This window comes from Trichococcus sp. (assembly GCF_055118575.1).
Genome location: NZ_JBSQPW010000014.1, coordinates 35,435 through 55,961, shown reverse-complemented (window position 1 = coordinate 55,961; position 20,527 = coordinate 35,435). Strand labels below are relative to the sequence as shown.

Sequence of the window (20,527 nt, the reverse complement as noted above, 5' to 3'; positions counted from 1 at the left end):
CAAGTGAATCGTGGGTTTTGATTCACTTGATTCCCGAAGGGATGGGCAAGCGACGCGCGCCGAAGCTGCAGGGACAATATTAAAACATTTCTAAATAGGTAGTACACGTAAGGTTTCTGAACTTTGCATAGAAAAGATTGACACATACTTCGCCAATTTCTAGTATTATAAAATAAAGTTTGTGTTGTATAATAGGTCAAATGGTATAATTTTTTTGATGTATCCTCTAAAAAGAAACATTTGTTTCTACGGGTAGCATCAAAAAGTAGTGAAATTATAGGAATTGTTGATTTCTACGAGGCAAATAATTAGGGAGTGCACAATGGTCAATATACTGGCAAACGTAGGCGTTATGCTAATGGCTGTATATTTTTATATGAGGACGAGCACTGGTTGGCATGAACAAGCGGGAGGGAATAAATCCGATATTATCAACAGTTTTTTGTTGGAAGTGTTGGTAGGTATCATTTTGATGAGCTTTTCCATCGTAGTGGATGGCTTAAGATATGATTTCAGATTTTTATTGTTCTGTTTTTCTGCGAAATATTTGGATTGGAAAGTGACCAGTTCGAGTATACTCTTGCTCGCTATCTTAAGATTTGGGTGGGGGAATGATCAGGTTGCGCAAATGAATGTGTTGGCAAGTGTCATTCTGGCAGTCAGTTTGCCGCTCATTGCAGCTTTTATCAAAAAAAAATGGAATGACTTGATGCAGTTGTATATTTTGGTCAGCTACTGCATGTGGCCGACTATCTTGCTTTCCAATTATTTGATTGCTGATAGATTACAGGCTGTCTATATAAGTATGGTTATGGTTGTGGTCGGGTACGGGAGCGTCTTCATCATGCATCATTTTGTTTTTGATCTTTATTATCTGATTATCTCTGCCAGCACCGATCATCTGACAGGCCTGAAAAATGTTCGTGCGTTCCATAAAGAATTGTCTTCAGTGGAGCAGCGGAATAATCCATCGGTAACGCTGGCCGTCATAGATATTGATTATTTTAAGGATTACAACGATTGTTTTGGGCATGATAGTGGGGATGCGACATTGAGACAGTTGGCAGGTGTGTTCAACGCGCAGGCAGTGTCGGAAGCAACGTTCTATAGAATCGGCGGGGAGGAATTTGCGCTTGTCCTCGAAAACACTCAGGCCACGGATTCGGAAAATTTTGTGCGGCACATCCAGAGAACGGTTGAGGAAAACGTCTTTTTTGCAACGACAGGAGAACCGATTGCTCTGACCATATCAGCCGGTGTGGCGCATCGCCGAAAAAATGAATCATTGAAAAAAACACTCAAGAGAGCAGACAATGCTTTATATCAGGCGAAAAGAAACGGCCGAAATAAAGTGATGATAGCACAGCTGCATTAGAAAAAGGTTGTAGAAAAATTGAATACATTGCCTTTACCCCGATGAACTCGTCTCGTCGGGGATTTTTAAATTATAGGTACAACGCCAATGCAAGGCTTCGCAGCGAATATTTACCAGCTGGAAATGAAACCCTTTACCGGATGACAGCCCCATAAGTTGGCGTTAGCCCCGACCGGATCGCCGATAAAAGGGCTTGGCCTGTTGGGACGGCCGCAATAGGTCAAACCAATACTTGGCCTTTACCATGGTAGTAGCCTTGTTGGTAAACCAATCCCAGATTTTTAAGCTCATTGCTGAGGCTTTCGGATTCAATACCTTCTACAATCATTTTGAGCTGATACTGTTGGGACAAAACATACCAACTATTCAAGAAATTGAACAGTACATGATCGTTTAGGTTTCGAAATTTCAAGAGTGAAAATTTTATCGTTGAAATATTTTTGATATTACTCGTTACTAATTCAAAGTTATTTTGACCAGTTCCTACATCATCTATCGCCAACGAAATCCCCGTATTCTTCAATTCAGTGATATAGCTTTGGAGTTCTTCCATCCGCTCATCTGGATTTGAATCGCAGTAATGCTCAGTCAATTCGATGGATACATTCCTTCTCATCAAGGAAATAGAATCCAAAAACTCCCAAGTTGATGGATGCTGTAATTGCATTGGATGCAAGTTCAGCGATAACTTGATGTCGGTGTGGGCATCCATCAATTTTTTTAGCTCCCTTGAATAATAAGCCATCAATTTGGAATTACGTTGGTCCACTTCGATGAACCATAGGAATAATTTTTCAGGGAAACCAGGTTGTTTTTTTGATCTTAATAAAATTTCGTACCCATCGATGACATTTGTATTTGAACATAGCATGATTGGTTGGCACACTATGAATAAATCATCTAACAACGCTTGCATATCATCCACTCATCTTCCCCCTTTTTAGTTAACTGAAAATTAGCTATTGAGAATACATTGGATCGAATACTTTGTTTAAATAAATCATGTGATTGAAACTGCCAAAGATGACGATCCGAAAATACATAGTCTTGTACAGATTTTGAAATTACCAACGTAAAGTTATTATATCGGTCAAATAAATAGTTATTTAATCCCAAATTATAAAAACAATATTGTTTTTTGAAAATATAAACATTTATCACATCTGGTAATATTATGTATTACGAAATAAGTAAGTTATAATAATTAAGATATGACTGTTTTAGAGAAGTTGTTCCCCTTAATCAAACATTTGTTCTGCTGTAATTCATACTTGATTTTTTTGGTGATGTAGCTTTAAAAATATACAGTAATTTGTGTCTAGTGGACACGCATGTAAGGAGCATACGATGATTAGTCTACTGGCAAATATTGGAATCATGTTTTTGGCTATTTATTTTTATTTAAGAAGCAAATTTGGATCGCCAAATCAAAATAATCTGACAATATCCTACTACATCAAATGCATTCTATTGGAATTGTTGGTAGAAAGTATTTTGTTGAGTTTTTCCACAGTAATTATGGGTTTGAGATATGATTTCAGATTTCTGATGTTTGGCTTATCCGCTAAATATATGGATTGGAAAATAAACTCATCGAGTATTCTGTTATTGGGAATGGTCAGATTTTTTTGGGGGAATGCGGACGTTTCCGAGATTAACCTAAAAATCAGCATTTTGCTGGCAGTCACATTACCGCTGATAGATCGTTATACGCGAGATAGGTTGAACGAACTGACGCAATTGCTTGTCTTAGTCACCTATTCTTTACTCCCGACACTAGTAGCGACTAATCACCTCATAGCTGATAAATCGCTTGTGCTGTTGATTGGTGGAATTTTGATAATCTCCGGTTATGCTGCAACATTTATGCTGCACTATTTCGTTTCGGATTTGTATAGTTTGATTGTATCCGCCAGCACTGATTCCCTGACTGAACTCAAGAATGCGCGTACTTTCCACAACGATCTGATGAAGATGGAACGGAACAAAAAATCTATTACACTGGCAGTGATGGATATCGATTATTTTAAGGATTATAATGATAAATTTGGACATGATAGTGGGGATGCGCTTTTAAAGCAGTTGGCGTTGGTGTTTAATGCGCTTGATACTCCAAGTACTTCTTTCTACCGAGTCGGTGGTGAAGAATTCATCGTTATGATAGCCAACGCTAATACGTGTGAGGCAGAAGAATTCATTCATGATTTTCAGGAGATAGTTGCGCACAGCAAATTCCACATCATTTCGGGTGACTCGGTCAGTATGACAATATCTGTAGGTTTGGCACACAGCCAAAAAGAGGAAACGTTGAAAAAAACGCTCAAAAAAGCCGATATAGCTCTCTATCAAGCAAAAAAAGGCGGCAGAAATAAAGTGATTGTTTCATTTCCACCCTACTAATAATTTAATAAGTAAGGATTCTAAACTAACGTACAGTTTCTCGTTTGTAGGTAAGGTTTCTGAAATTTTCGTTGATTGCAGCCATAACTGTTGGAAAAACAACATTTGTGGCTGTTTTCTGAGGTTTGGCGGTTAATAAGAGTATTCAAGGAGTTCCCAGGATCGGTCCTTTGTTTGAATGCAATACGTCACTTCCCAAACAGATGCCACTCCTTTCGGATGGGAACGGATTTCACCCATTACCTTTCTTTGCTGTAGGAATAATTAATATAAGCCTATCAAGTGCTAGGTGTTTCAATCAACTTACCGATTCGTATATAATGAAATAAATAACGCCTTGTGAACCCGATTGTTCTGTACTTTACTTTGATTCTTCAGACAGAAGGACGCGGAGTGAGAAAAAGTGGCGGAAGTCAGTCCAGTGGGTATTCAATTGATCGTCGCGGACGGAGGAAGAACAGTGAAAAAAAAGGATAAGCTCAAATCGGTTGAGGTGACCTATTTTGTGGTACCTTTTGTAATTTTGATGATCGGCTTTTCAGTATTGACAGCTTTTACAGTCAAAAATCGTGTGGATGAAAAACATGCATTGTTGGAGCAACGCACCGTTGAGATTGCCAACAGTTACTCACATAATCTGGCTCATACAACTGAAGCCTACGATATGATAACCAAATTATTGGACGAAAAGATAAGAATCGTGGCGCAATCGGTCATACGGATCCCGAATAAAGAAGATAGCAGTGTGCTTCGGGAAATAGCTCAAGCATTCAATGTCGATGAAATTTCAGTTTATGACGATCGCGGCGAAATCATTTCAAGTACCGATGATGGGCTTCTTGGTTGGCAAGCATATGAAGGGCATCCTGTTTATGATTTTATGATGAGTAACCAAACTATCCGAATCGAGGAAGTCCGACAAGATAGTGTGAATGGCCTGTATTACAAATTCGGGTACATAAAAAACCCAGGCAGCGGCTTCGTACAGTTAGGAATTCTGGCAGAAAATATGCAGGAATTCCTGGATGAATTTGAAGTGGCCAGGCTTGTGGATGAAATTTCCCGTCGTAAGGACGTTAAAAATGTGCTTTTTGTGGACACAAAATTTCAGGTCGTTGCGAGCAGTCTTGCAGAATATAAAGGGACTGTGATTCAAGATGCAGCTTTACAAAATAAACTGCTGAGCGAGCAATCACAGGTGGAGCAGGTTGAGATGAGCGGAACGACGTTAGTCAGAGTCGCGGTTCCGATTTATTCAGATTCTGTACGTTTGGGCACCCTCGTGATTGACTGGCCCACTGATAATCTGGATAAGCAAGTATCGGAAATCATCCGTTTCGGGATAGGTGTTCTCATCGCCATCATGCTGACAACAGGCGGGATTTTGTTTTATGCTTACCGCAAGAATAAAGAAAACATCAAGATTGCTTATTATGATGATGTGACGGGTCTTCGAAACACAAGGTACCTGCACGATTATTTGGACGGGCTCCTTGTTGTTCCCAAAAAACGGAATAAAGTACTATTGTTATTGCATTTCAATAATTTGAAAATGGTGAACATGACGTATGGATTCGCATATGGGGATGAACTGTTGAAACAGATTGCTGATAAAATCAGACAGGTATTGAAGACGGATGAGACTTTTTTCCGGTACGATGGGAATCGCTTCGTTATCATTATGGATAACAGTGAGCAGAAAGAGAGTGCGAGATACATTGCGGAAAAAGTGATCCGGCTGTTCGATGACCCTATCGTTCAAGGAACTGAAAAACAGTTTGTCGAAGTTCAGGTCGCAATCGTGAATCTGTTGGAAAGACACGATACGACGGATAAGGTTCTCCAAGATGCAACTCTGACATTAACCTATATTAAAGACAGTGCAGTTCTGCCACTTGCTTTTTTTGATGAAAAGATGGTGGAAGTATTATTGCGAAAAGAGAAGCTCGTGAAAGTGCTTCGGGACGTGATAAGCGGAAAAGATACTACTTCTTTCTACCTTGAGTATCAACCTAAAATTGACTTGAGTACAAATCGTGTGATGGGATTTGAAGCATTGGCAAGGTTGCGGACCGATTCTCTCGGTCAAATTCCTCCAGACGAATTTATTGCCTTAGCAGAAGAAAAGTTATTGATCAACGAACTCGGGAATCATATTATGAAACTAGCGATCGACTTTTTGGCTCGGATGCAGAAGCAAGGTTTATCGGATGTAACGCTCGCCGTGAACATTTCCGGTATCCAGCTGTTGCGCGAAGGATTTGTAGAAGCACTTAGAGCAGCGCCGTACTTGACTGACGAAATTTTAAAGAGTCTGGAATTTGAGATAACCGAATCCGTGTTGTTGGAGCATCATAACCAAATTAATGATATTCTTGAAGAAATCAAGCGATTGGGGATTTCTGTATCACTGGATGACTTCGGTACCGGCTTTTCGTCCTTGTCCAGTATTGGGGAATTGCATATCGATACTGTGAAGATCGACAGATTTTTTATCAACCGCATCTCACATTTACCCGATAAAGATCTGATCACTTCGGATATCATCTCGATGGCGCACAAAATCGGCTTGCAGGTCGTTGCTGAAGGAGTAGAGTACGAGCGTCAAAAAACGTATTTGGAACACTATGGGTGCGACATTATTCAAGGATATCTTGTTAGTCGGCCCTTGCCAGAGCTAAAAGCTCTTTCATTTTTGGAAGATTACAACGGAATGTCGCAAGTGCAAGTGAAGGAGTGAAGAAATGTCAGAAAAGCTTCAAGAATACAAATCAAAAATCACTGAACTGAAGAATCAAAACACTGAGCTTCAGCGGTATCTTTCTGTAACGAAGGATTTGTTCTGTGTTTTCACTTATAGTGGACAGATTGTTGCTGTCAATCCGAATTGGAAGGATGCTTTGGGTTACGAGGAGTTTCGATTAGTCGGGAAAAATATATTTGAAATCATACTCAAAGAGGATATGTATGCGACGAAATTTGCGATCAGTGAGTCCGTCAAAGAAGGTGGCATGGATAAGTTCATCAACCGCATCATGAGCATGGACGGTGAACCGCATTACTTCGAGTGGCGCGTGAAAATATTCGAAAAAAAAATCTATGCATCCGGCCGGGATATTTCTGACTTGATGAAGACACAGGTGAAATTGGAGTACTACCATACGCGAGATTCTTTGACGGGTATGTATCAGCGCAACTATTTATGGACATCCCCTGAAACCGTTGTTTTGCCTTATAAATTGCCGCTTAGCGCAATTTTTGTCGACTTGAATGGACTGAAATTGATCAATGATTCGTATGGGCATGACCAAGGGGATGAATTGTTGCGCGGCATTGCGGAGTGGATACTCAGTTTTAAACGAAAGGATGACATTTTCGTCCGCTATGGAGGCGATGAATTCGTTCTTTTGCTTCCCTACACCAATAGTCGGACGGCACAACTCCTAGCAGATGAACTGCAGAAAAAAGAAGGGTTTAAAATATCAGGAAGGTTTCCTTCCCAATGGGTCTCCATTTCTTTGGGCGTGGCGACTAAGACTGGCGCGGAAGATTCAGTCGAAGATCTGATTGCCGAAGCTGACCGACTGATGTATGAAGACAAGCTTCGCAAAAGCAGAAAACACAAAAATTCGATTATCGATGGAATCAAGGATAATCCCAGGTTACTCAGGAAATGGGATTTGGATCACGCCAATAATGTCGCAAAATACGCAAAAGCAATTGCCAAGGAGATGGGCTTAGAGCCATCAATACAAGAAATGGTGGAGAAGGCTGGATTTGTGCATGATATCGGCAAAATAACAGTCCCTTCGCAGATTCTCAACAAGCAATCCGAATTGACCAAGAGAGAAGCTGAGTTGATCAGACGGCATCCAGAATCCGGTTACCAAATTCTGCGGTCCGTGGATGTATATGCTCCGTTAGCGATGATTGTATTATCCCACCATGAGTGGTTCAATGGGGAAGGATACCCGGAACAACTGAAGAAATATGAAATTCCATTACCTTCAAGGATCATCGCAGTGGCGGATGCATACGATGCGATGACGAGCGGAAGAAGTTACTGTACCCAAAAAAATAAAGCGGAAGCACTTGAAGAGCTGAAAAAATATTCCGGGACCCAGTTTGATCCGCAAGTGGTCTCTGCTTTCATCGAGGCCATGGGTTCAAAATCGGATGATGAGCAGCATGGAAAGCATTGAACAGTCCTGCAAGCGTGGCTCTGACGTTCACAAGGTGATGTCATTCAAAATACTGGATAAGAGGAGCGTATCATGAACTACTGGCGCAACAATCGACAAAAAGGGTTTTTGACAAATGAAAATGGTATGACTTTAGTAGAACTTTTGGCTTCCATTTTATTACTTTCCCTTATCATCTCTACTTTTTTGTCTTTTTTTATTCAGGCTGCTAAGGTCAACAATGAAACAAACGCTGTGAACGAAGCGACATTTATCGCACAAGAGCAGATTGAAATGCTCACTTATTACGCAAATACAAAAACTGTGGATGAAACGTTGGGGCTTATGGAAACGGAAAGCAACGGTTATGAAATTGTATCGAATCTGTTAAAAGAATCGGATGGAACGCTCTACAAAGGAACTGTGGAAGTTTGGAAGGGAGAAACAAGATATGCACGAATGGAAACGCGGCTATCGTTCCGTACAGAAGAAAATCCTGAAGAATAGTCTGCGGAACGAATCCGGGATGACGCTCGTAGAATTGTTGGCCACTATTGCGCTTTTATCCGTAGTGCTATCGTTGGTCGGTGCTGTTCATTTGTTCGGACAGAAACAATTCTTGGCACAGTCCGATGCGGCAGGTCAATCAAATGATTTTGCTTATGCATTGTCGGTGATCTCAAAAGAAGTGCGTAAAGAATCCTTCAGTTCGCTCGAGGTTTCTGAAGAGGGTCCGGTTCTTTCTATTGGAGGGGTTAAAAGATTCCGTCAACAGGGGGAAGAGCTCGTAAAAAATGAGAATCAGGTGTTGACGGATGGGGTGGCCGATTTTACGGTTGAATTGAATGCCGCTGACAAAAGTGTGACCATCGAATTAATAAGTATACCCAAATACAACAATCAATCAAAAAAATACCAAACGAAAATCTATTTGAGGAGTTGAGTGGGAAAATGGGAATCAAGCATCTCCGAGAAGAAAACGGCAGCGGCCTCGTATTAACGTTAATGGTGCTGCTCGTGCTTTCCGTACTCGGTATCTCCATCGGAACGCTCACGCTCGGCAGTTACCGTTTGGGGGATGCGAACCGCGACGGTACTTCCGCTTATTATGTCGCTGAAGCCGGAGCCGTCGCTGCTTATGAAGCGATTCAGAGTGAAGTATTAAACGCTTATGCAGAGTATAAAACAGAAGAGAGTTTTTACGAGCGGGTGTCGACTATTATGTCTTCCAAAAATGGTCCAGCGGGTGTTACGTTTAGGGACCAGTTCGGCAGTACACCGACTGCAACCATCAAAGTAGACCCAGAAACCAAAACAGTCCCAGAAGGCCCAAGAAAATACACGATTTCTTCCACCGGAGAAGTGGATGGGAAAAAACGGACCGTCACCAAAGAATTCACCGTGAATTGGATTGAAAAAAATACTGGCGGTGGTGGATTGCCGATACTTGCTGATAATGCGACTTTGCTGACGGAAGATAGTATTAAAATTTCTAATGGTACTTTTCAAGGTGATATATACACGAATGCCACATTACCAAATTCAATCACAATTTCGGGTGGACCAACAATTACGCAAACCACCCTATATTACTCCAGTAAAGCAAATGTTGATAAATTAGTAGAGGGTAGTAAAAAAGACTTGTTGAGCAATCGTATAGCAAATGGTAATAGTGTTGATTTTACAGCCTATACAAAGATTTTAGGTGAAATTAACGCTCCTACAATAACTAGAATATTACCATCCAAAATATTTAATGGCCATCAGGTTCAGGATGACAAGGGGAACTTAAACATCCAAGGTAGTTATGAGCTTTTTTTAGAATCAGATGTTTATATTCCAATAATTACAAGCACATGGAACCAGGTTTTTACAATAAATACTCAAGGACAGAATCGCACAATTTTGGTTGATAAGATGGTGATCGATTCAAGTAATCTGATTATTACAGGCGGAGGGACGCTTACCATATTCGTGAGAGATGAATTGGATATTTCACATCTTCCAAATTTTAATAATAATAAAAATAGCGTTCCGCTTAACCTTATATTTCTTGGAACAGACAATAATAAGTTCAAGTTAAGTGATTGGAGTGCGACAATAAATGGAAATATTATTGTTAAAAATAATATAGATATTTTTGCCAATTCACTCAGTATTAAAGGGATTTTCTTAACGGCAAGTAAAAGTGTTCAGCTTACGGGCGGGAATGCAGTTTCCAACATGATGCTGATTGCGCCGAGTGCAGAAGTCTCATTACAAGGTTCTTATTCGATAAATGGCACGGTTATCGCAAAGCAATTTAGTATGAACGGTGGTACAAGTCTCACTTATAAAGACATCGACACGACAGGTTTTCCATTCGGTGGATCCTCGGTTCCTGCTGTTGATCCGAAGCCGGAAGACATCATCATCGCCGGGCCAATCATAGAAAAATAGAAGAAAGGTGGGATCATGTGGCAGATTTTGAGAAGAAAAAATTAGGTGACTTGTTGAAAGAAGCAGGGCTCGTAACGGAAATGCAGATTGTGGAAGCACTCGCCATGAAAAAGCAGGACGAAAAATTAGGTGATCTTTTGGTTGAACAAGGCTACATCACCGAAAAGCAACTGCTGGATGCACTGGAAATCCAATTGAAACTGGAAAGTGTATCCTTGTATCAATATCCGATCGATATGTCTGTAGTCGAGTTGATATCAAAAGATTTTGCACGATCGAAATTATTGCTCCCGATCAAAAAAGCGGGTAGTCGTTTGATTGTGGCAATGAATGACCCATTGGACTTTTATGCCATTGAGGAGCTGGAGTTTTCCACCGGCTATGCCGTCAGACCAGTGATCGCGACACGGGATGATTTATTGCAGACCATCAACCGTCTGTACGACTCAAAAGAAGTGAATATCGACTACGTGGAGGGGGAAGATGCGCCAGCAGTAAGAATTTTCGATCAACTGTTGGAAACGGGTGTCTCGTTGCGTGCCTCCGATATCCATCTGGATCAGACCGAACGCCAAGTATCCGTGCGTTACCGCGTGGATGGTCTGCTCCGGAATGAACGACCTTTGCCGAAAACATTGATGAACGCTTTGGTTGCCCGGATAAAAATTATGGCTGGGCTGAACGTGACGGAAACGCGCTTGCCTCAAGACGGCCGCATCAGCACAACCGTTTTGGGCAAACGGGTGAATCTGCGGGTATCAACCTTACCGACCGTTTTTGGCGAAAAAATTGTGCTGCGGATATTGGATATCTCCAATATGTTCCGGAAAGTCGAGGATATCGGCCTGGAGAGCGATATTTTAGCGGATTATCGCAATTTGATTGCCCAGCCATCTGGATTGATTTTGCTGACAGGTCCGACTGGTTCCGGGAAAACCTCCACGCTGTACGGCTCGATCAATGAACTGAACCATCCCGAAAGTAATATCATCACGATTGAAGACCCGGTTGAATACCAACTCGAGGGCATCAACCAAGTCCAAGTTAATACCCAGATCGGGCTGACTTTTGCAACAGGCTTGCGTTCCGTTTTGCGTCAAGATCCGAACATCATCATGGTAGGGGAAATCCGGGACAAGGAAACGGCTGAAAATAGCGTGCGTGCGGCTCTGACAGGCCACTTAGTTTTCAGTACCCTGCATACGAACAGCGCAATCGAGGCCATTCCCCGTTTGCTGGATATGGGTGTCGAACCTTACTTAATCGTATCCGCCTTAAGCGGTGTCGTCGCACAGCGGCTCGTCAAAACCATCTGCAAAGATTGTGCCCAAACTCGCGAAGCTACGCCGGTCGAACGGGAAATCTTCGAACGCCGCCATCAGACAATCGACACAATCACTTTCGGAAAGGGCTGCGACGTTTGCCACCATACCGGCTATCGTGGACGGATGGCTATCCATGAATTGATTGTGATTACAGAAGAAATAAAGCAATTGATGATGAATCAGGCATCCATCCAGGAAATCAAGCGCCATATCCAGCAGCAAGGCATCCGCTTCTTGGTTGATGATGGGTTGATAAAAGTAAAAGCAGGCAAGACGACACTGGAAGAAGTGTTGCGGGTTGCTTCAATCAATGAATAAGAGGGCGGAAACGATGGAACAATTGGATATGATATTAAGAGACGCCTATGAAAAAAAAGCGTCCGATGTTCACCTTGTCGTAGGCGCTGCGCCGGTTTTTCGGGTGGACGGAAAGCTGATTCCCCAAAAACAAGCCAGCCTCATGCCTCGCGATACAGAAGGGTTTGCCAAAGCCATCCTGAGCCAGGACCTGTGGGAGACGCTGGAAAAAAAACGGGAAATTGATTTCTCCTATGCCATCACGGACATTGCCCGTTTCCGGGTGAATGCCTTTTACCAACGCAACGCGCTTTCGCTTGCTTTTCGGATCATTTCCAAAGACATTCCCAGCGTGGAAAGTTTAGGACTACCCAGCATCGCCAAAAAATTGGTCCAACAGCCTCATGGACTTTTCTTGGTTACCGGACCGACCGGCAGCGGAAAAAGCACCTCACTGGCGGCGCTGATCGATTATGTGAACGAAACGATGAACCGGCATATCATCACATTGGAGGATCCGATCGAATACTTGCATGTGCATAAGCAATCCATCATTGAACAGCGGGAAGTGGGCTTTGATACCTTATCATTCAAAGACGGTCTGCGCGCGAGTCTGCGTCAAGATCCCGATGTCATTCTGGTAGGGGAGCTGCGTGACATGGACACGATCTCCACGGCCATCACAGCTTCGGAAACAGGCCACTTAGTGTTGGGAACGCTGCACACTTCGGATGCGGCCGGAAGCATCGAGCGGATGATCGATGTCTTCCCGGCAGGACAAAGGGAGCAGATCCGCTTGATGCTGGCAAATGTGCTCCTTGGAATTTTGTCGCAGCGCTTGCTGCCGACCAAGAAGACCAATGGACGCGTTGCAGCGACGGAAATGCTGGTCAACAATGCAGCAATCAAAAATCTGATCCGCTCTGAAAAAATGCATCAAATCCCGAATGTGCTGCAGACTTCGATGGATCAAGGCATGCACACGATGGAGATGAGCGTCAAACGACTCGTCGAAGTAGAGACAATCAGTCGGTCGCATCTATTACCATAGTGAAAGAAAAATTTGTTAGACAAGGAAGGAGGGGAATGATGGCAGTTTTTGCCTATAAAGCCAAAACCAAAGATGGGAAATTGATGAAGGGCAAGATCGAGAGCCCTAATAAGAAAGAAGCTCTGAATGAACTCCGACATATGGATCTGATCGTCTTTGACGTTACTGCACTGAATGCGGTCCTGAACAAGGAGATCTCTTTGCGCAAGTCATTGAAATCAAAGGATTTCATCGTATTCCTGAGGCAGTTTTCCTCGTTGATGAATGCAGGGATCCTGCTTGTGGATGCATTGGACCTGCTTGCCGCCCAATCGACAAGCCTGGCGCTCAAAGAGGCGTTGGAAGAAATTTCCGAGGAAGTCAGAGAAGGAGTGCCTTTGTCGGAAGCGATGGCGAAAAAAACGAAATTGTTTCCGGATCTATTAATCCATATGATCCATTCGGCTGAAGTAAGCGGACGGCTGGAAGAAGTGCTCCAACAGATGGCCGACTATTACGAAAAGCAGCACCGTATCAAACAAAAGATTTCGACTGCTATGACTTATCCGCTTGTGGTAGGGGTATTGGCTCTCTTCATCACAGCCTTCCTGTTGGTATTCATTGTCCCAATTTTTGCAGATATGTTTGCGTCCATGGGCAGCGAGTTGCCTGCTATCACGCAATTCGTCCTGACATTGAGCGGCTTGCTTCAGCGGTACTGGTGGCTGATGCTGTTAGGCGTCGGAGGCCTCGTGGCAATTGTCGTTCAGCTTGGGAAAAGAAATCAGGTCGCCTATGTATTCGATGTGGTGCAGCTGAAGATTCCTATTCTGGGTACTTTCATCCAGAAAACACTGCTGGCGCGGATGACGCAAACGCTGAGTTCCTTGATCAACAGTTCTGTCCCGATTCTGCAGGCCATTGAAGTCACCAGTAAAGTAGTGGGCAACCGCGTTGTAGAACAGGTGCTGCAGCAGGCGCAAAAGGATGTCGAGCAAGGCGAGTCGCTGGCGAAGCCGATGGTCGATCACTGGTTTTTCCCGCCGCTGATCATTCAGATGATCCAAGTCGGAGAATCGAGCGGAGAGTTGGACGAGATGCTGAAAAAAGTATCGGAAATCTACGATCAGGAAGTGCAAGAAGCGTCCGACAAACTGCAGGCGTTGATCGAACCGGTCATGATTATCTTCCTTTCCGGAGTCGTAGGTGTGATCGTACTTTCCATCGTTGTGCCGATGTTCAGCATGTTCGAAACGTTTGGATAATCATCAAACAAAAAGATTGCATACGTAAATGAGTTTTTATATAATAGGAAAGAAATAAACTTCTGTTGAAAAACAAGGTGAGTTTTTTTAGTAAACAAACAATAAAAAAATACAGAATAAGACGGAGGAAATATACATGAGAAATAAAATCAAACAGTTGTTGAACAAAGAAGGCGGCTTTACATTAGTAGAATTGTTGGGTGTTATCGTAATTTTGGGTCTAATCGTGGGTATCTCGATTCCTTTGATTGGTAATGTGATTGATGGTGCTGAAGGTAAAACAACTGAAGCTCAAGAAGAGTTAGTTATTGACGCTGCCCAAATGTATGAATTGGGAGGTGGAACCATTGATGAAACTGATGGAGTAACAAGTAAAGAATTAATTGATGCTGGATATCTAGAAGCGAAAAGTGTAGAAGACGGTAGCACGACAGTTATTTATACGGTTACAAAAGATGATGAAGGACAGTATTCAGTTACAAAATAAACATATCCTGAAGAATAGTAACACCCATTCAAATACATAGAAAGACTCCTTCGTGGGGTCTTTCTTGCTTATTAGGAGTTTTTTCATGCATACAATCGTAACGGTTATTTTTTTCATCTATGGCTTGGTATTCGGATCGTTCTTTAATGTGGTGGGGTTGCGGGTACCGAACGGGTCGTTGTTGGCTCAAACGCGTTCCTATTGCGATACCTGCCAGCGGACTTTGACTTGGAAAGAATTGATTCCGGTCTGGTCTTTTGTGCGCCAAAGTGGCAGATGCCGTGAATGCAAGGAAAAAATCTCGCTGCTGTACCCGATCATGGAGCTGGCGACCGGACTCTTGGCGGCTGGTACATTCTACCGGTATGGTTGGAGCGGGCAAACGGTTCTGGGCTTGCTGTTGATTGCGCTGATTGTTCCGATCACGGTATCGGATTTGGCCTATAGGAAAATCCCCAACAAGCTGCTTTTGTTTTTCACGCCACTGTTTGTGGCGCTGCGCTTGCTGTATTCGCAGCCGTCTCTGTGGCTGTCTCTAGCGGGAGCGGGTCTGGCTTTTATTTTGGTATTCGTGGTCATCCTTGCATCGAACGGAGGCATGGGTGCTGGTGATCTGAAATACTTCACTTTATTTGGGTTCATTTTCGGACCTGTTCATTTTTTGCTGCTGTTCTTTTTGGCCACACTTTACGGAGCGATCGTTGGAATGATCCTGATGAAGCTGAAGGGTGGCGATCGGAAAATGACGATACCGTTCGGGCCGTATATCGGTCTGGCCGCAATGACTGTTTTTTATTTTGGCGAAGCGTTGATTCAGTGGTATTTGACGCTCTTCAGCTGAGTCGGACCACTGTCTGTGTATTGGATAAGGAAGGAGGCACATAATGTTATTTCAGAAAAAGCCATTATTATATTTTCAATTTTTGGAGCGAAGGATCCGCTATTTGGTCATGGATGCCCAGTCCCGGACCATACTGGAACAGAGTGAAATTCTGTTCGATACCGAGATTCTTCATGAAGGGAGAATAATAAATCCCTCGTTGCTTGAAAATCGGCTGAATGCGCTGGTTACCGAAAAAAAATGGAAAAATGCAAAAGCAGCGATCCTCTTGCCGGACGATTTTGTCATCGTGCGGGAGGAAAAGATACCGGCGCAGTTGGCGCCGTCAGAAATCAAGGGTTATGTCGCACTGCACATGGGCCAGCTGATCCGCTCGCCGTTCAAGGAGACGCGCTTTCATTTCGAGTTGCTTGAAGTTAGTGATCTGGAGCAGAACATTCTTTTGATGCTCTACCCACAGGATGTCATTTTTGAGTACGAATCCTTGTTGGAGAAAGTAGCCTTGAATCCAGTCTTGGCGGATATTTCTTCGCTGTGCCTGTACCGGACCATACTGCAGCAGCGTGATTTGGAACAGACTCCCGACAAACATGTAATGATGCTGCAATACAGCCCTGTGGATCACACGATCATGGTTTTCCACAGTGACTTGCCTAAATTTTCGCGCCATTCACGGATAGCTCGTTTGGTGGATTTGTGGGAGATCGGTCCGGAAGGCGAATGGATCTGGAAGGAAGATCAGGAGTCTTTTGAAGAGACGATCACGGATATGCTGGATGTTTTGGAAAGGCTGTTGGAGTTTTATCGCTATTCCGTGATGAACGGTCAAGGCGGCGTGACGGACATTGTTTTGGCAGGCGATTTCCCATATCTGGAAAAGATAAGGGATCAACTGGCCCAACGTTTTTTCTTGCCAATCCACTTGCTGCAGCCGTCTGAAGAAATCAGCTCGAAATTTTTGCCTTTATACGGGCTCGCAACGAAGGAGAAGCAGGCCGGTGTTCCGAAGAAGGTTGCGCAGAAAAAAATGAAGCGTTCCGGAAAAAAAGTACAGGAGGAAAATGAACATGTTTGAAGTCAATTTTTTTGAAAAAAAACAGCGGAATTTTCTTCCTTATGTGCTTGGTGGAGCCTTTCTTTTCCTGCTTGTTCTGGTGGGCGTCTATTTTTTCTCGGCGCAAGCGTATTATACAAAAGCGGAAATACGTGACCGGGAGTGGCTTCAGACCGAGGCAGAGCAGCTGCGGGTTTCGCGTCAAATGCAGGAATACGCGCAATTGACGGAGCAGACGGCAGAGAATAAAGCCACTTTTGAAGCGAAACAATATCCGATGGCCTTCGTGACAAAGGAGATCACGGCGCAAGTTCCTAACGGCGAACAGCATGTGGCTATTTTCAATAAAAATGAGACCAATCAAATCACCTTGGTGTTGGAGGGACTGACCGTCACGGAAATCTCCGAAACAGTCGAAAAGTTTAAAGCGTTGGCTTATGTTTCGAATGTCCAGCTCATCCGCATGGAAAATCAACTGGACGGAGCGGGTTCGACGGTCGAACTCTGGCTGGAACTTGATGAAGCGGCGCTGCGAGAGGAGGTTCTTTCATGAAGCTGAAATGGGATCGACTGTCTATTTTATTGGCATTTGTGATGGGGCTGATGGTTCTGGCGGCTTTCGTTTTCGCTCACGTGTATTTTCTCGCTCCGATTAAGCAAGGAGCCGATCGTGCAGCGCAGCTGGTGGCGGAACAAACGAGCTTGCTGGCCGATTATCCTCCAGAAGCAACCTTACTGGATGAGTACCGACAAACTTACGAAGAGACTTGGAAATTTTTACCTGAAGGCGAAAAAGTCCACCAAGAACTGGTCATTCTGGAACAGCTTGCGGCCGAAGAGAATGTTCTGGTGCAACAAATCGTGCGTGCAGAAGAACCCGAACCGATCGAAGGACTTGATGAAAGTTACCGGAAGAGCACTTATGAAGTGGAAATGACAAGCACTGCTGCAGGCAATCTGCAGAGGCTGATCGAAAGGCTAGAGGACTTGGAACGCATCTGGAATATCCATTCTTTTGGGTTCGAAAAAATTGGTGAGGAGTCTTTCAGCGGTACTTTCACTTTTGAACTGTTTTATTATGTAGCAGAATCCGAAGACGCTCAAAATTGAATTTCTTCATACATAATTGAAAAAACGAGCGGCACCCTCACAAGAAAATGTGAGGGTGCCGCTCGTTTGTGTTAGCCATCAGTGAGGCGAAGGAAAGTCCTTGCATTCAGACGTTGGGCAGTCAAGGTGAGCCTGATCAGCCATCGACTCCCAAAACTTCACCAGTCTCAGCGTGAATCTTCACTTCGGCATCGTGTCCTTGGAACTCGACTTCATAAACAGGAGCATTCCCGTGATCGTTATTGTTGTCCAGTTTCCAGCCTTCAAAAGCCGAAGCCTCGGTGTTGATGCGTTCCTGGGCGATTCGAATGGCCTCGGCAGGAGTGATCAGATTATCGAAGGATAGATAGCCGTCGTCATCGTGATCGTTATTTTCGCTATCTTCTTTCAGGATTTCTTCGGTCTCGGCATCAATACGAAGCTCATGTTCGGTCTGTCCGACGACACCTTTGATTTCATAAGTGTAGTCGCCGAAGTCCTTGTCGAAGTCGACTTCTTTGATTTGGGCATCCGGATATTTTTCCATGAAAATTGCGACGGCACGGTCCAAGGATACGTTGCTGTAGCCTGCGTCGGCCGGCAATGCATCATCGGTTGCGACCGCAGTACTACTTGTGTTCGCCGGATCCATCGTCTCGGTACTAGCTTCCTGCGCCATTGAGGAACTGGTGCTCGAGACCTCATCAGTGGTGTTTGCGTTATCCCCGCACCCGGCGAGCGTCAAAACCGCCACGCCGGATAAGGCGATATACTTCCAATTCTGCATCATTTAACATCATCCTTTCTCATACAAGGATAAGGCAAACAACATTATGGGTCAAACAAAACGGCCTTCTCCGGAGGAGCCGGCCGTCGAATGTGGCGCCAACTCCGGCGAGAGAGTCGTCGCCGGAGGACAGCCTTGGAATGGGGCGCTAGCTCCGGTGAGGAAGATGTCGCCGGAGGACAGCGGAAGAAGACCGCGCCAACTCCGGCAACACAGCCGCTCGCAGGATGAGCGAAAGCTGGTATGCTAGGCCGGAGGACCCGGCCGCTAAGGGCAGGTTACCTCCGGCGAAGCCGTGCGTCCTCGGAGGTAATAGTGGGAAGAGACGCACCAACTCCTGTGAGGAAGATGCCGCCGGAGGACAGCCAAAGAAGACCGCGCCAACTCCTGCGAACCCGCCGTTCAACGGAGGAGCGAAGGCAGGTATGCTAGGCCGGAGGACCCGGCCGCTACGGGCAGATTACCTCCGGCAAAGCCGTGCGTCTTCGGATGTAATACTGGGAAGAGACGCACCAACTCCTGTGAGGAAGATGTCGCCGGAGGACAGTCTAAGAAGACCGCGCCAACTCCGGCAACATAGCTGCTCGCAGGAGGAGCGAAAGCTGGTATGCTAGGCCGGAGAACCGGCCGCTACGGGCAGATTACCTCCGGCGAAGCCGTGCGTCTTCGGATGTAATACTGGGAAGAGATGCACCAACTCCTGTGAGGAAGTCTTCACGGGAGGACAGCCTAAGAAGCCAACGTCAACTCCTGCGACCCTGTCGCTCACCGGAGCAGCAAGCAAAATATTCGACTTATGGACTACAACGCACCTCAACTATCTGATATACTGAAAGGAACATTCAGTCGGAAAGAAAAGAGGCGCTGCCGATGAAAAGAGAGCGACGCAACTATGTTTGGCTGCCGGTAATCGCATGGATGATTGTTATTTTTATGCTGTCGGCTCAACCGGCAAATCAGTCCATCATTTTGAGCGGAAGCGTGACACGCTTCTTGACGAACGGACTCAATCAGCTTGCAGCATTCATCGAACATTTCACGCGTGCGCAGGGAACGGTCGTTTTTTTGGCAGGTATCCTAGTGCTGATCCATCTACTCGAAACACAAAAGGACGAACCGGAAATTTTCGGCATCAAGAAAAGCTGGATCATCGGTGGAGCAGCCATTTTTTTGGTGTTTGCGATCAGTTTGTTCCTGTTCGTCGATTTGGTGCAGGACACCAGTTTTTCCTACGCAGGCAGATTGATCCGGAAATCCGCCCACTTCATCGCTTATCTGATCCTCGGTTTCCTGGTTTCGCATGCAATGAAGAATGAGGCCTCTACCGCGACCGCCTGGAAGCGGAGAGGTGCCAGCCTACTGTTCTGTGTGGTGTACGCAATCAGTGATGAGTTCCATCAAATTTTCGTACCCGGCCGCGGACCGCTTGTGAAGGATGTTTTCATCGATGGTTCGGGCGCAGCTCTCGGTATCATTCTGTCTGTCGTGGCCAAGCAGCTATGGCGCCGCTGGAAAAAGTCTAGCCTAAAAACACCGGATTGATCGTGTTTTTAGGCTATTTTGCTAGGATATTTTTCCTATAGACTGGCTCGTTGCTGGCGCTGAATCCTTGGTCAAATCTATAAGGACATGATTGTGTTGTTTGTTTTTTCGAAAATTATCATGCGTTCAAGTAGTTCCACGTTTCAAACCTGGCTGATTTATGATAGAATGCAAGTAGATAAACCAACACGTACCCTCGTATAAATTTAATGTGATAATATATTTATTATCCAAACTATCTTCTCATCCACCCGGCTCTCTGCTGGAACTTGCTGCACCAATTTTTCCCCACCACGTAGACTTTCATTTCACACACACCATGTGAACCATCCAAAAACTATCATTTCTCGATTTTTTTATCCTTACTTATCATTCATCTGAAAATAAAATATCCGATTCGAAACGCTTTTTTGCT

General features: G+C 44.3%; 18 protein-coding genes. 16 read left to right on the top strand and 2 right to left on the bottom strand.

From position 1 onward, the window contains the following. Positions 1-322 precede the first annotated feature (322 nt). A complete protein-coding gene (locus ACTCCX_RS05660) occupies positions 323-1,375 on the top strand; it encodes a GGDEF domain-containing protein (RefSeq protein WP_463275117.1) in 1,053 nt (350 codons plus the stop codon). A 220-nt stretch (positions 1,376-1,595) separates the two neighbouring features. Here the strand turns inward: ACTCCX_RS05660 and ACTCCX_RS05655 are convergent, their stop codons facing one another. Beyond that, complete coding sequence (locus tag ACTCCX_RS05655) at positions 1,596-2,291, bottom strand: EAL domain-containing protein (RefSeq protein ID WP_463275118.1); 696 nt, start codon at positions 2,289-2,291, stop codon at positions 1,596-1,598. A gap of 431 nt (positions 2,292-2,722) precedes the next feature. Between ACTCCX_RS05655 and ACTCCX_RS05650 the strand changes: the two genes are divergently transcribed. The 14 genes from ACTCCX_RS05650 to ACTCCX_RS05585 all read left to right on the top strand — a co-directional run bounded on the left by ACTCCX_RS05650 (position 2,723) and on the right by ACTCCX_RS05585 (position 17,804). Beyond that, positions 2,723-3,775: a GGDEF domain-containing protein gene (locus ACTCCX_RS05650; RefSeq protein ID WP_463275116.1), complete on the top strand. Its 1,053-nt coding sequence runs from the start codon at positions 2,723-2,725 to the stop codon at positions 3,773-3,775. A 460-nt stretch (positions 3,776-4,235) separates the two neighbouring features. Beyond that, a complete protein-coding gene (locus ACTCCX_RS05645; protein WP_463275115.1) occupies positions 4,236-6,515 on the top strand; it encodes a putative bifunctional diguanylate cyclase/phosphodiesterase in 2,280 nt (759 codons plus the stop codon). A gap of 4 nt (positions 6,516-6,519) precedes the next feature. Then, the gene (locus ACTCCX_RS05640) at positions 6,520-7,977 is read left to right on the top strand and encodes a sensor domain-containing diguanylate cyclase/phosphohydrolase (protein WP_463275114.1); all 1,458 of its coding nucleotides are present in this window, start codon (positions 6,520-6,522) and stop codon (positions 7,975-7,977) included. A gap of 72 nt (positions 7,978-8,049) precedes the next feature. Then, positions 8,050-8,463: a hypothetical protein gene (locus ACTCCX_RS05635; RefSeq protein WP_463275113.1), complete on the top strand. Its 414-nt coding sequence runs from the start codon at positions 8,050-8,052 to the stop codon at positions 8,461-8,463. Continuing rightward, positions 8,408-8,899, top strand: a complete 492-nt coding sequence (locus ACTCCX_RS05630) for a PilW family protein (protein ID WP_463275112.1) — start codon at positions 8,408-8,410, stop codon at positions 8,897-8,899. The genes ACTCCX_RS05635 and ACTCCX_RS05630 overlap by 56 nt, the downstream gene beginning before the upstream one ends. 8 nt (positions 8,900-8,907) lie before the next feature. Continuing rightward, positions 8,908-10,395, top strand: coding sequence for a PilX N-terminal domain-containing pilus assembly protein (locus ACTCCX_RS05625; RefSeq protein WP_463275111.1), 1,488 nt, complete (start codon positions 8,908-8,910; stop codon positions 10,393-10,395). A 17-nt stretch (positions 10,396-10,412) separates the two neighbouring features. Further along, positions 10,413-12,038, top strand: a complete 1,626-nt coding sequence (locus ACTCCX_RS05620) for a GspE/PulE family protein (protein ID WP_463275110.1) — start codon at positions 10,413-10,415, stop codon at positions 12,036-12,038. A gap of 13 nt (positions 12,039-12,051) precedes the next feature. Continuing rightward, positions 12,052-13,068 carry a type IV pilus twitching motility protein PilT gene (locus tag ACTCCX_RS05615; RefSeq protein WP_463275109.1) on the top strand — a complete coding sequence of 339 codons (1,017 nt, stop codon included), beginning with the start codon at positions 12,052-12,054 and terminating at the stop codon, positions 13,066-13,068. Between the two features lie 35 nt (positions 13,069-13,103). Next, on the top strand, positions 13,104-14,312 hold the full coding sequence (locus ACTCCX_RS05610; RefSeq protein ID WP_463275108.1) for a type II secretion system F family protein: 1,209 nt from the start codon (positions 13,104-13,106) through the stop codon (positions 14,310-14,312). 136 nt (positions 14,313-14,448) lie between these two features. Continuing rightward, a complete protein-coding gene (locus ACTCCX_RS05605) occupies positions 14,449-14,799 on the top strand; it encodes a competence type IV pilus major pilin ComGC (protein ID WP_463275107.1) in 351 nt (116 codons plus the stop codon). Positions 14,800-14,884: 85 nt separating this feature from the next. Then, on the top strand, positions 14,885-15,640 hold the full coding sequence (locus tag ACTCCX_RS05600; protein ID WP_463275106.1) for a prepilin peptidase: 756 nt from the start codon (positions 14,885-14,887) through the stop codon (positions 15,638-15,640). A gap of 43 nt (positions 15,641-15,683) precedes the next feature. After that, a complete protein-coding gene (gene pilM / locus ACTCCX_RS05595; protein ID WP_463275105.1) occupies positions 15,684-16,715 on the top strand; it encodes a type IV pilus biogenesis protein PilM in 1,032 nt (343 codons plus the stop codon). Beyond that, positions 16,708-17,247: a hypothetical protein gene (locus tag ACTCCX_RS05590; RefSeq protein ID WP_463275104.1), complete on the top strand. Its 540-nt coding sequence runs from the start codon at positions 16,708-16,710 to the stop codon at positions 17,245-17,247. The genes pilM and ACTCCX_RS05590 overlap by 8 nt, the downstream gene beginning before the upstream one ends. Further along, positions 17,244-17,804: a hypothetical protein gene (locus ACTCCX_RS05585; RefSeq protein WP_463275103.1), complete on the top strand. Its 561-nt coding sequence runs from the start codon at positions 17,244-17,246 to the stop codon at positions 17,802-17,804. Before ACTCCX_RS05590 ends, ACTCCX_RS05585 begins: the two co-directional genes overlap by 4 nt. Positions 17,805-17,940: 136 nt before the next feature. On the opposite strand, the gene ACTCCX_RS05580 is transcribed toward ACTCCX_RS05585, so the two are convergent. Continuing rightward, entirely contained in the window at positions 17,941-18,573 is a 633-nt protein-coding gene (locus ACTCCX_RS05580) for a PepSY domain-containing protein (protein ID WP_463275102.1), read from the bottom strand. Between the two features lie 867 nt (positions 18,574-19,440). Here ACTCCX_RS05580 and ACTCCX_RS05575 point away from each other — a divergent pair. Beyond that, positions 19,441-20,112 (top strand): VanZ family protein, encoded by a 672-nt coding sequence (locus ACTCCX_RS05575; RefSeq protein ID WP_463275101.1) that lies wholly within the window; start codon positions 19,441-19,443, stop codon positions 20,110-20,112. Positions 20,113-20,527: the final 415 nt, after the last annotated feature.

Bases quoted from the DNA above. Each gene is read 5' to 3' on its own strand.
- ACTCCX_RS05660 (WP_463275117.1), top strand. From the start codon at position 323: ATGGTCAATATACTGGCAAACGTAGGCGTTATGCTAATGGCTGTATAT.
- ACTCCX_RS05655 (WP_463275118.1), bottom strand. From the start codon at position 2,291: ATGCAAGCGTTGTTAGATGATTTATTCATAGTGTGCCAACCAATCATG.
- ACTCCX_RS05650 (WP_463275116.1), top strand. From the start codon at position 2,723: ATGATTAGTCTACTGGCAAATATTGGAATCATGTTTTTGGCTATTTAT.
- ACTCCX_RS05640 (WP_463275114.1), top strand. From the start codon at position 6,520: ATGTCAGAAAAGCTTCAAGAATACAAATCAAAAATCACTGAACTGAAG.
- ACTCCX_RS05635 (WP_463275113.1), top strand. From the start codon at position 8,050: ATGAACTACTGGCGCAACAATCGACAAAAAGGGTTTTTGACAAATGAA.
- ACTCCX_RS05630 (WP_463275112.1), top strand. From the start codon at position 8,408: ATGCACGAATGGAAACGCGGCTATCGTTCCGTACAGAAGAAAATCCTG.
- ACTCCX_RS05625 (WP_463275111.1), top strand. From the start codon at position 8,908: ATGGGAATCAAGCATCTCCGAGAAGAAAACGGCAGCGGCCTCGTATTA.
- ACTCCX_RS05615 (WP_463275109.1), top strand. From the start codon at position 12,052: ATGGAACAATTGGATATGATATTAAGAGACGCCTATGAAAAAAAAGCG.
- ACTCCX_RS05610 (WP_463275108.1), top strand. From the start codon at position 13,104: ATGATGGCAGTTTTTGCCTATAAAGCCAAAACCAAAGATGGGAAATTG.
- ACTCCX_RS05605 (WP_463275107.1), top strand. From the start codon at position 14,449: ATGAGAAATAAAATCAAACAGTTGTTGAACAAAGAAGGCGGCTTTACA.
- ACTCCX_RS05600 (WP_463275106.1), top strand. From the start codon at position 14,885: ATGCATACAATCGTAACGGTTATTTTTTTCATCTATGGCTTGGTATTC.
- pilM (WP_463275105.1), top strand. From the start codon at position 15,684: ATGTTATTTCAGAAAAAGCCATTATTATATTTTCAATTTTTGGAGCGA.
- ACTCCX_RS05590 (WP_463275104.1), top strand. From the start codon at position 16,708: ATGTTTGAAGTCAATTTTTTTGAAAAAAAACAGCGGAATTTTCTTCCT.
- ACTCCX_RS05585 (WP_463275103.1), top strand. From the start codon at position 17,244: ATGAAGCTGAAATGGGATCGACTGTCTATTTTATTGGCATTTGTGATG.
- ACTCCX_RS05580 (WP_463275102.1), bottom strand. From the start codon at position 18,573: ATGATGCAGAATTGGAAGTATATCGCCTTATCCGGCGTGGCGGTTTTG.
- ACTCCX_RS05575 (WP_463275101.1), top strand. From the start codon at position 19,441: ATGAAAAGAGAGCGACGCAACTATGTTTGGCTGCCGGTAATCGCATGG.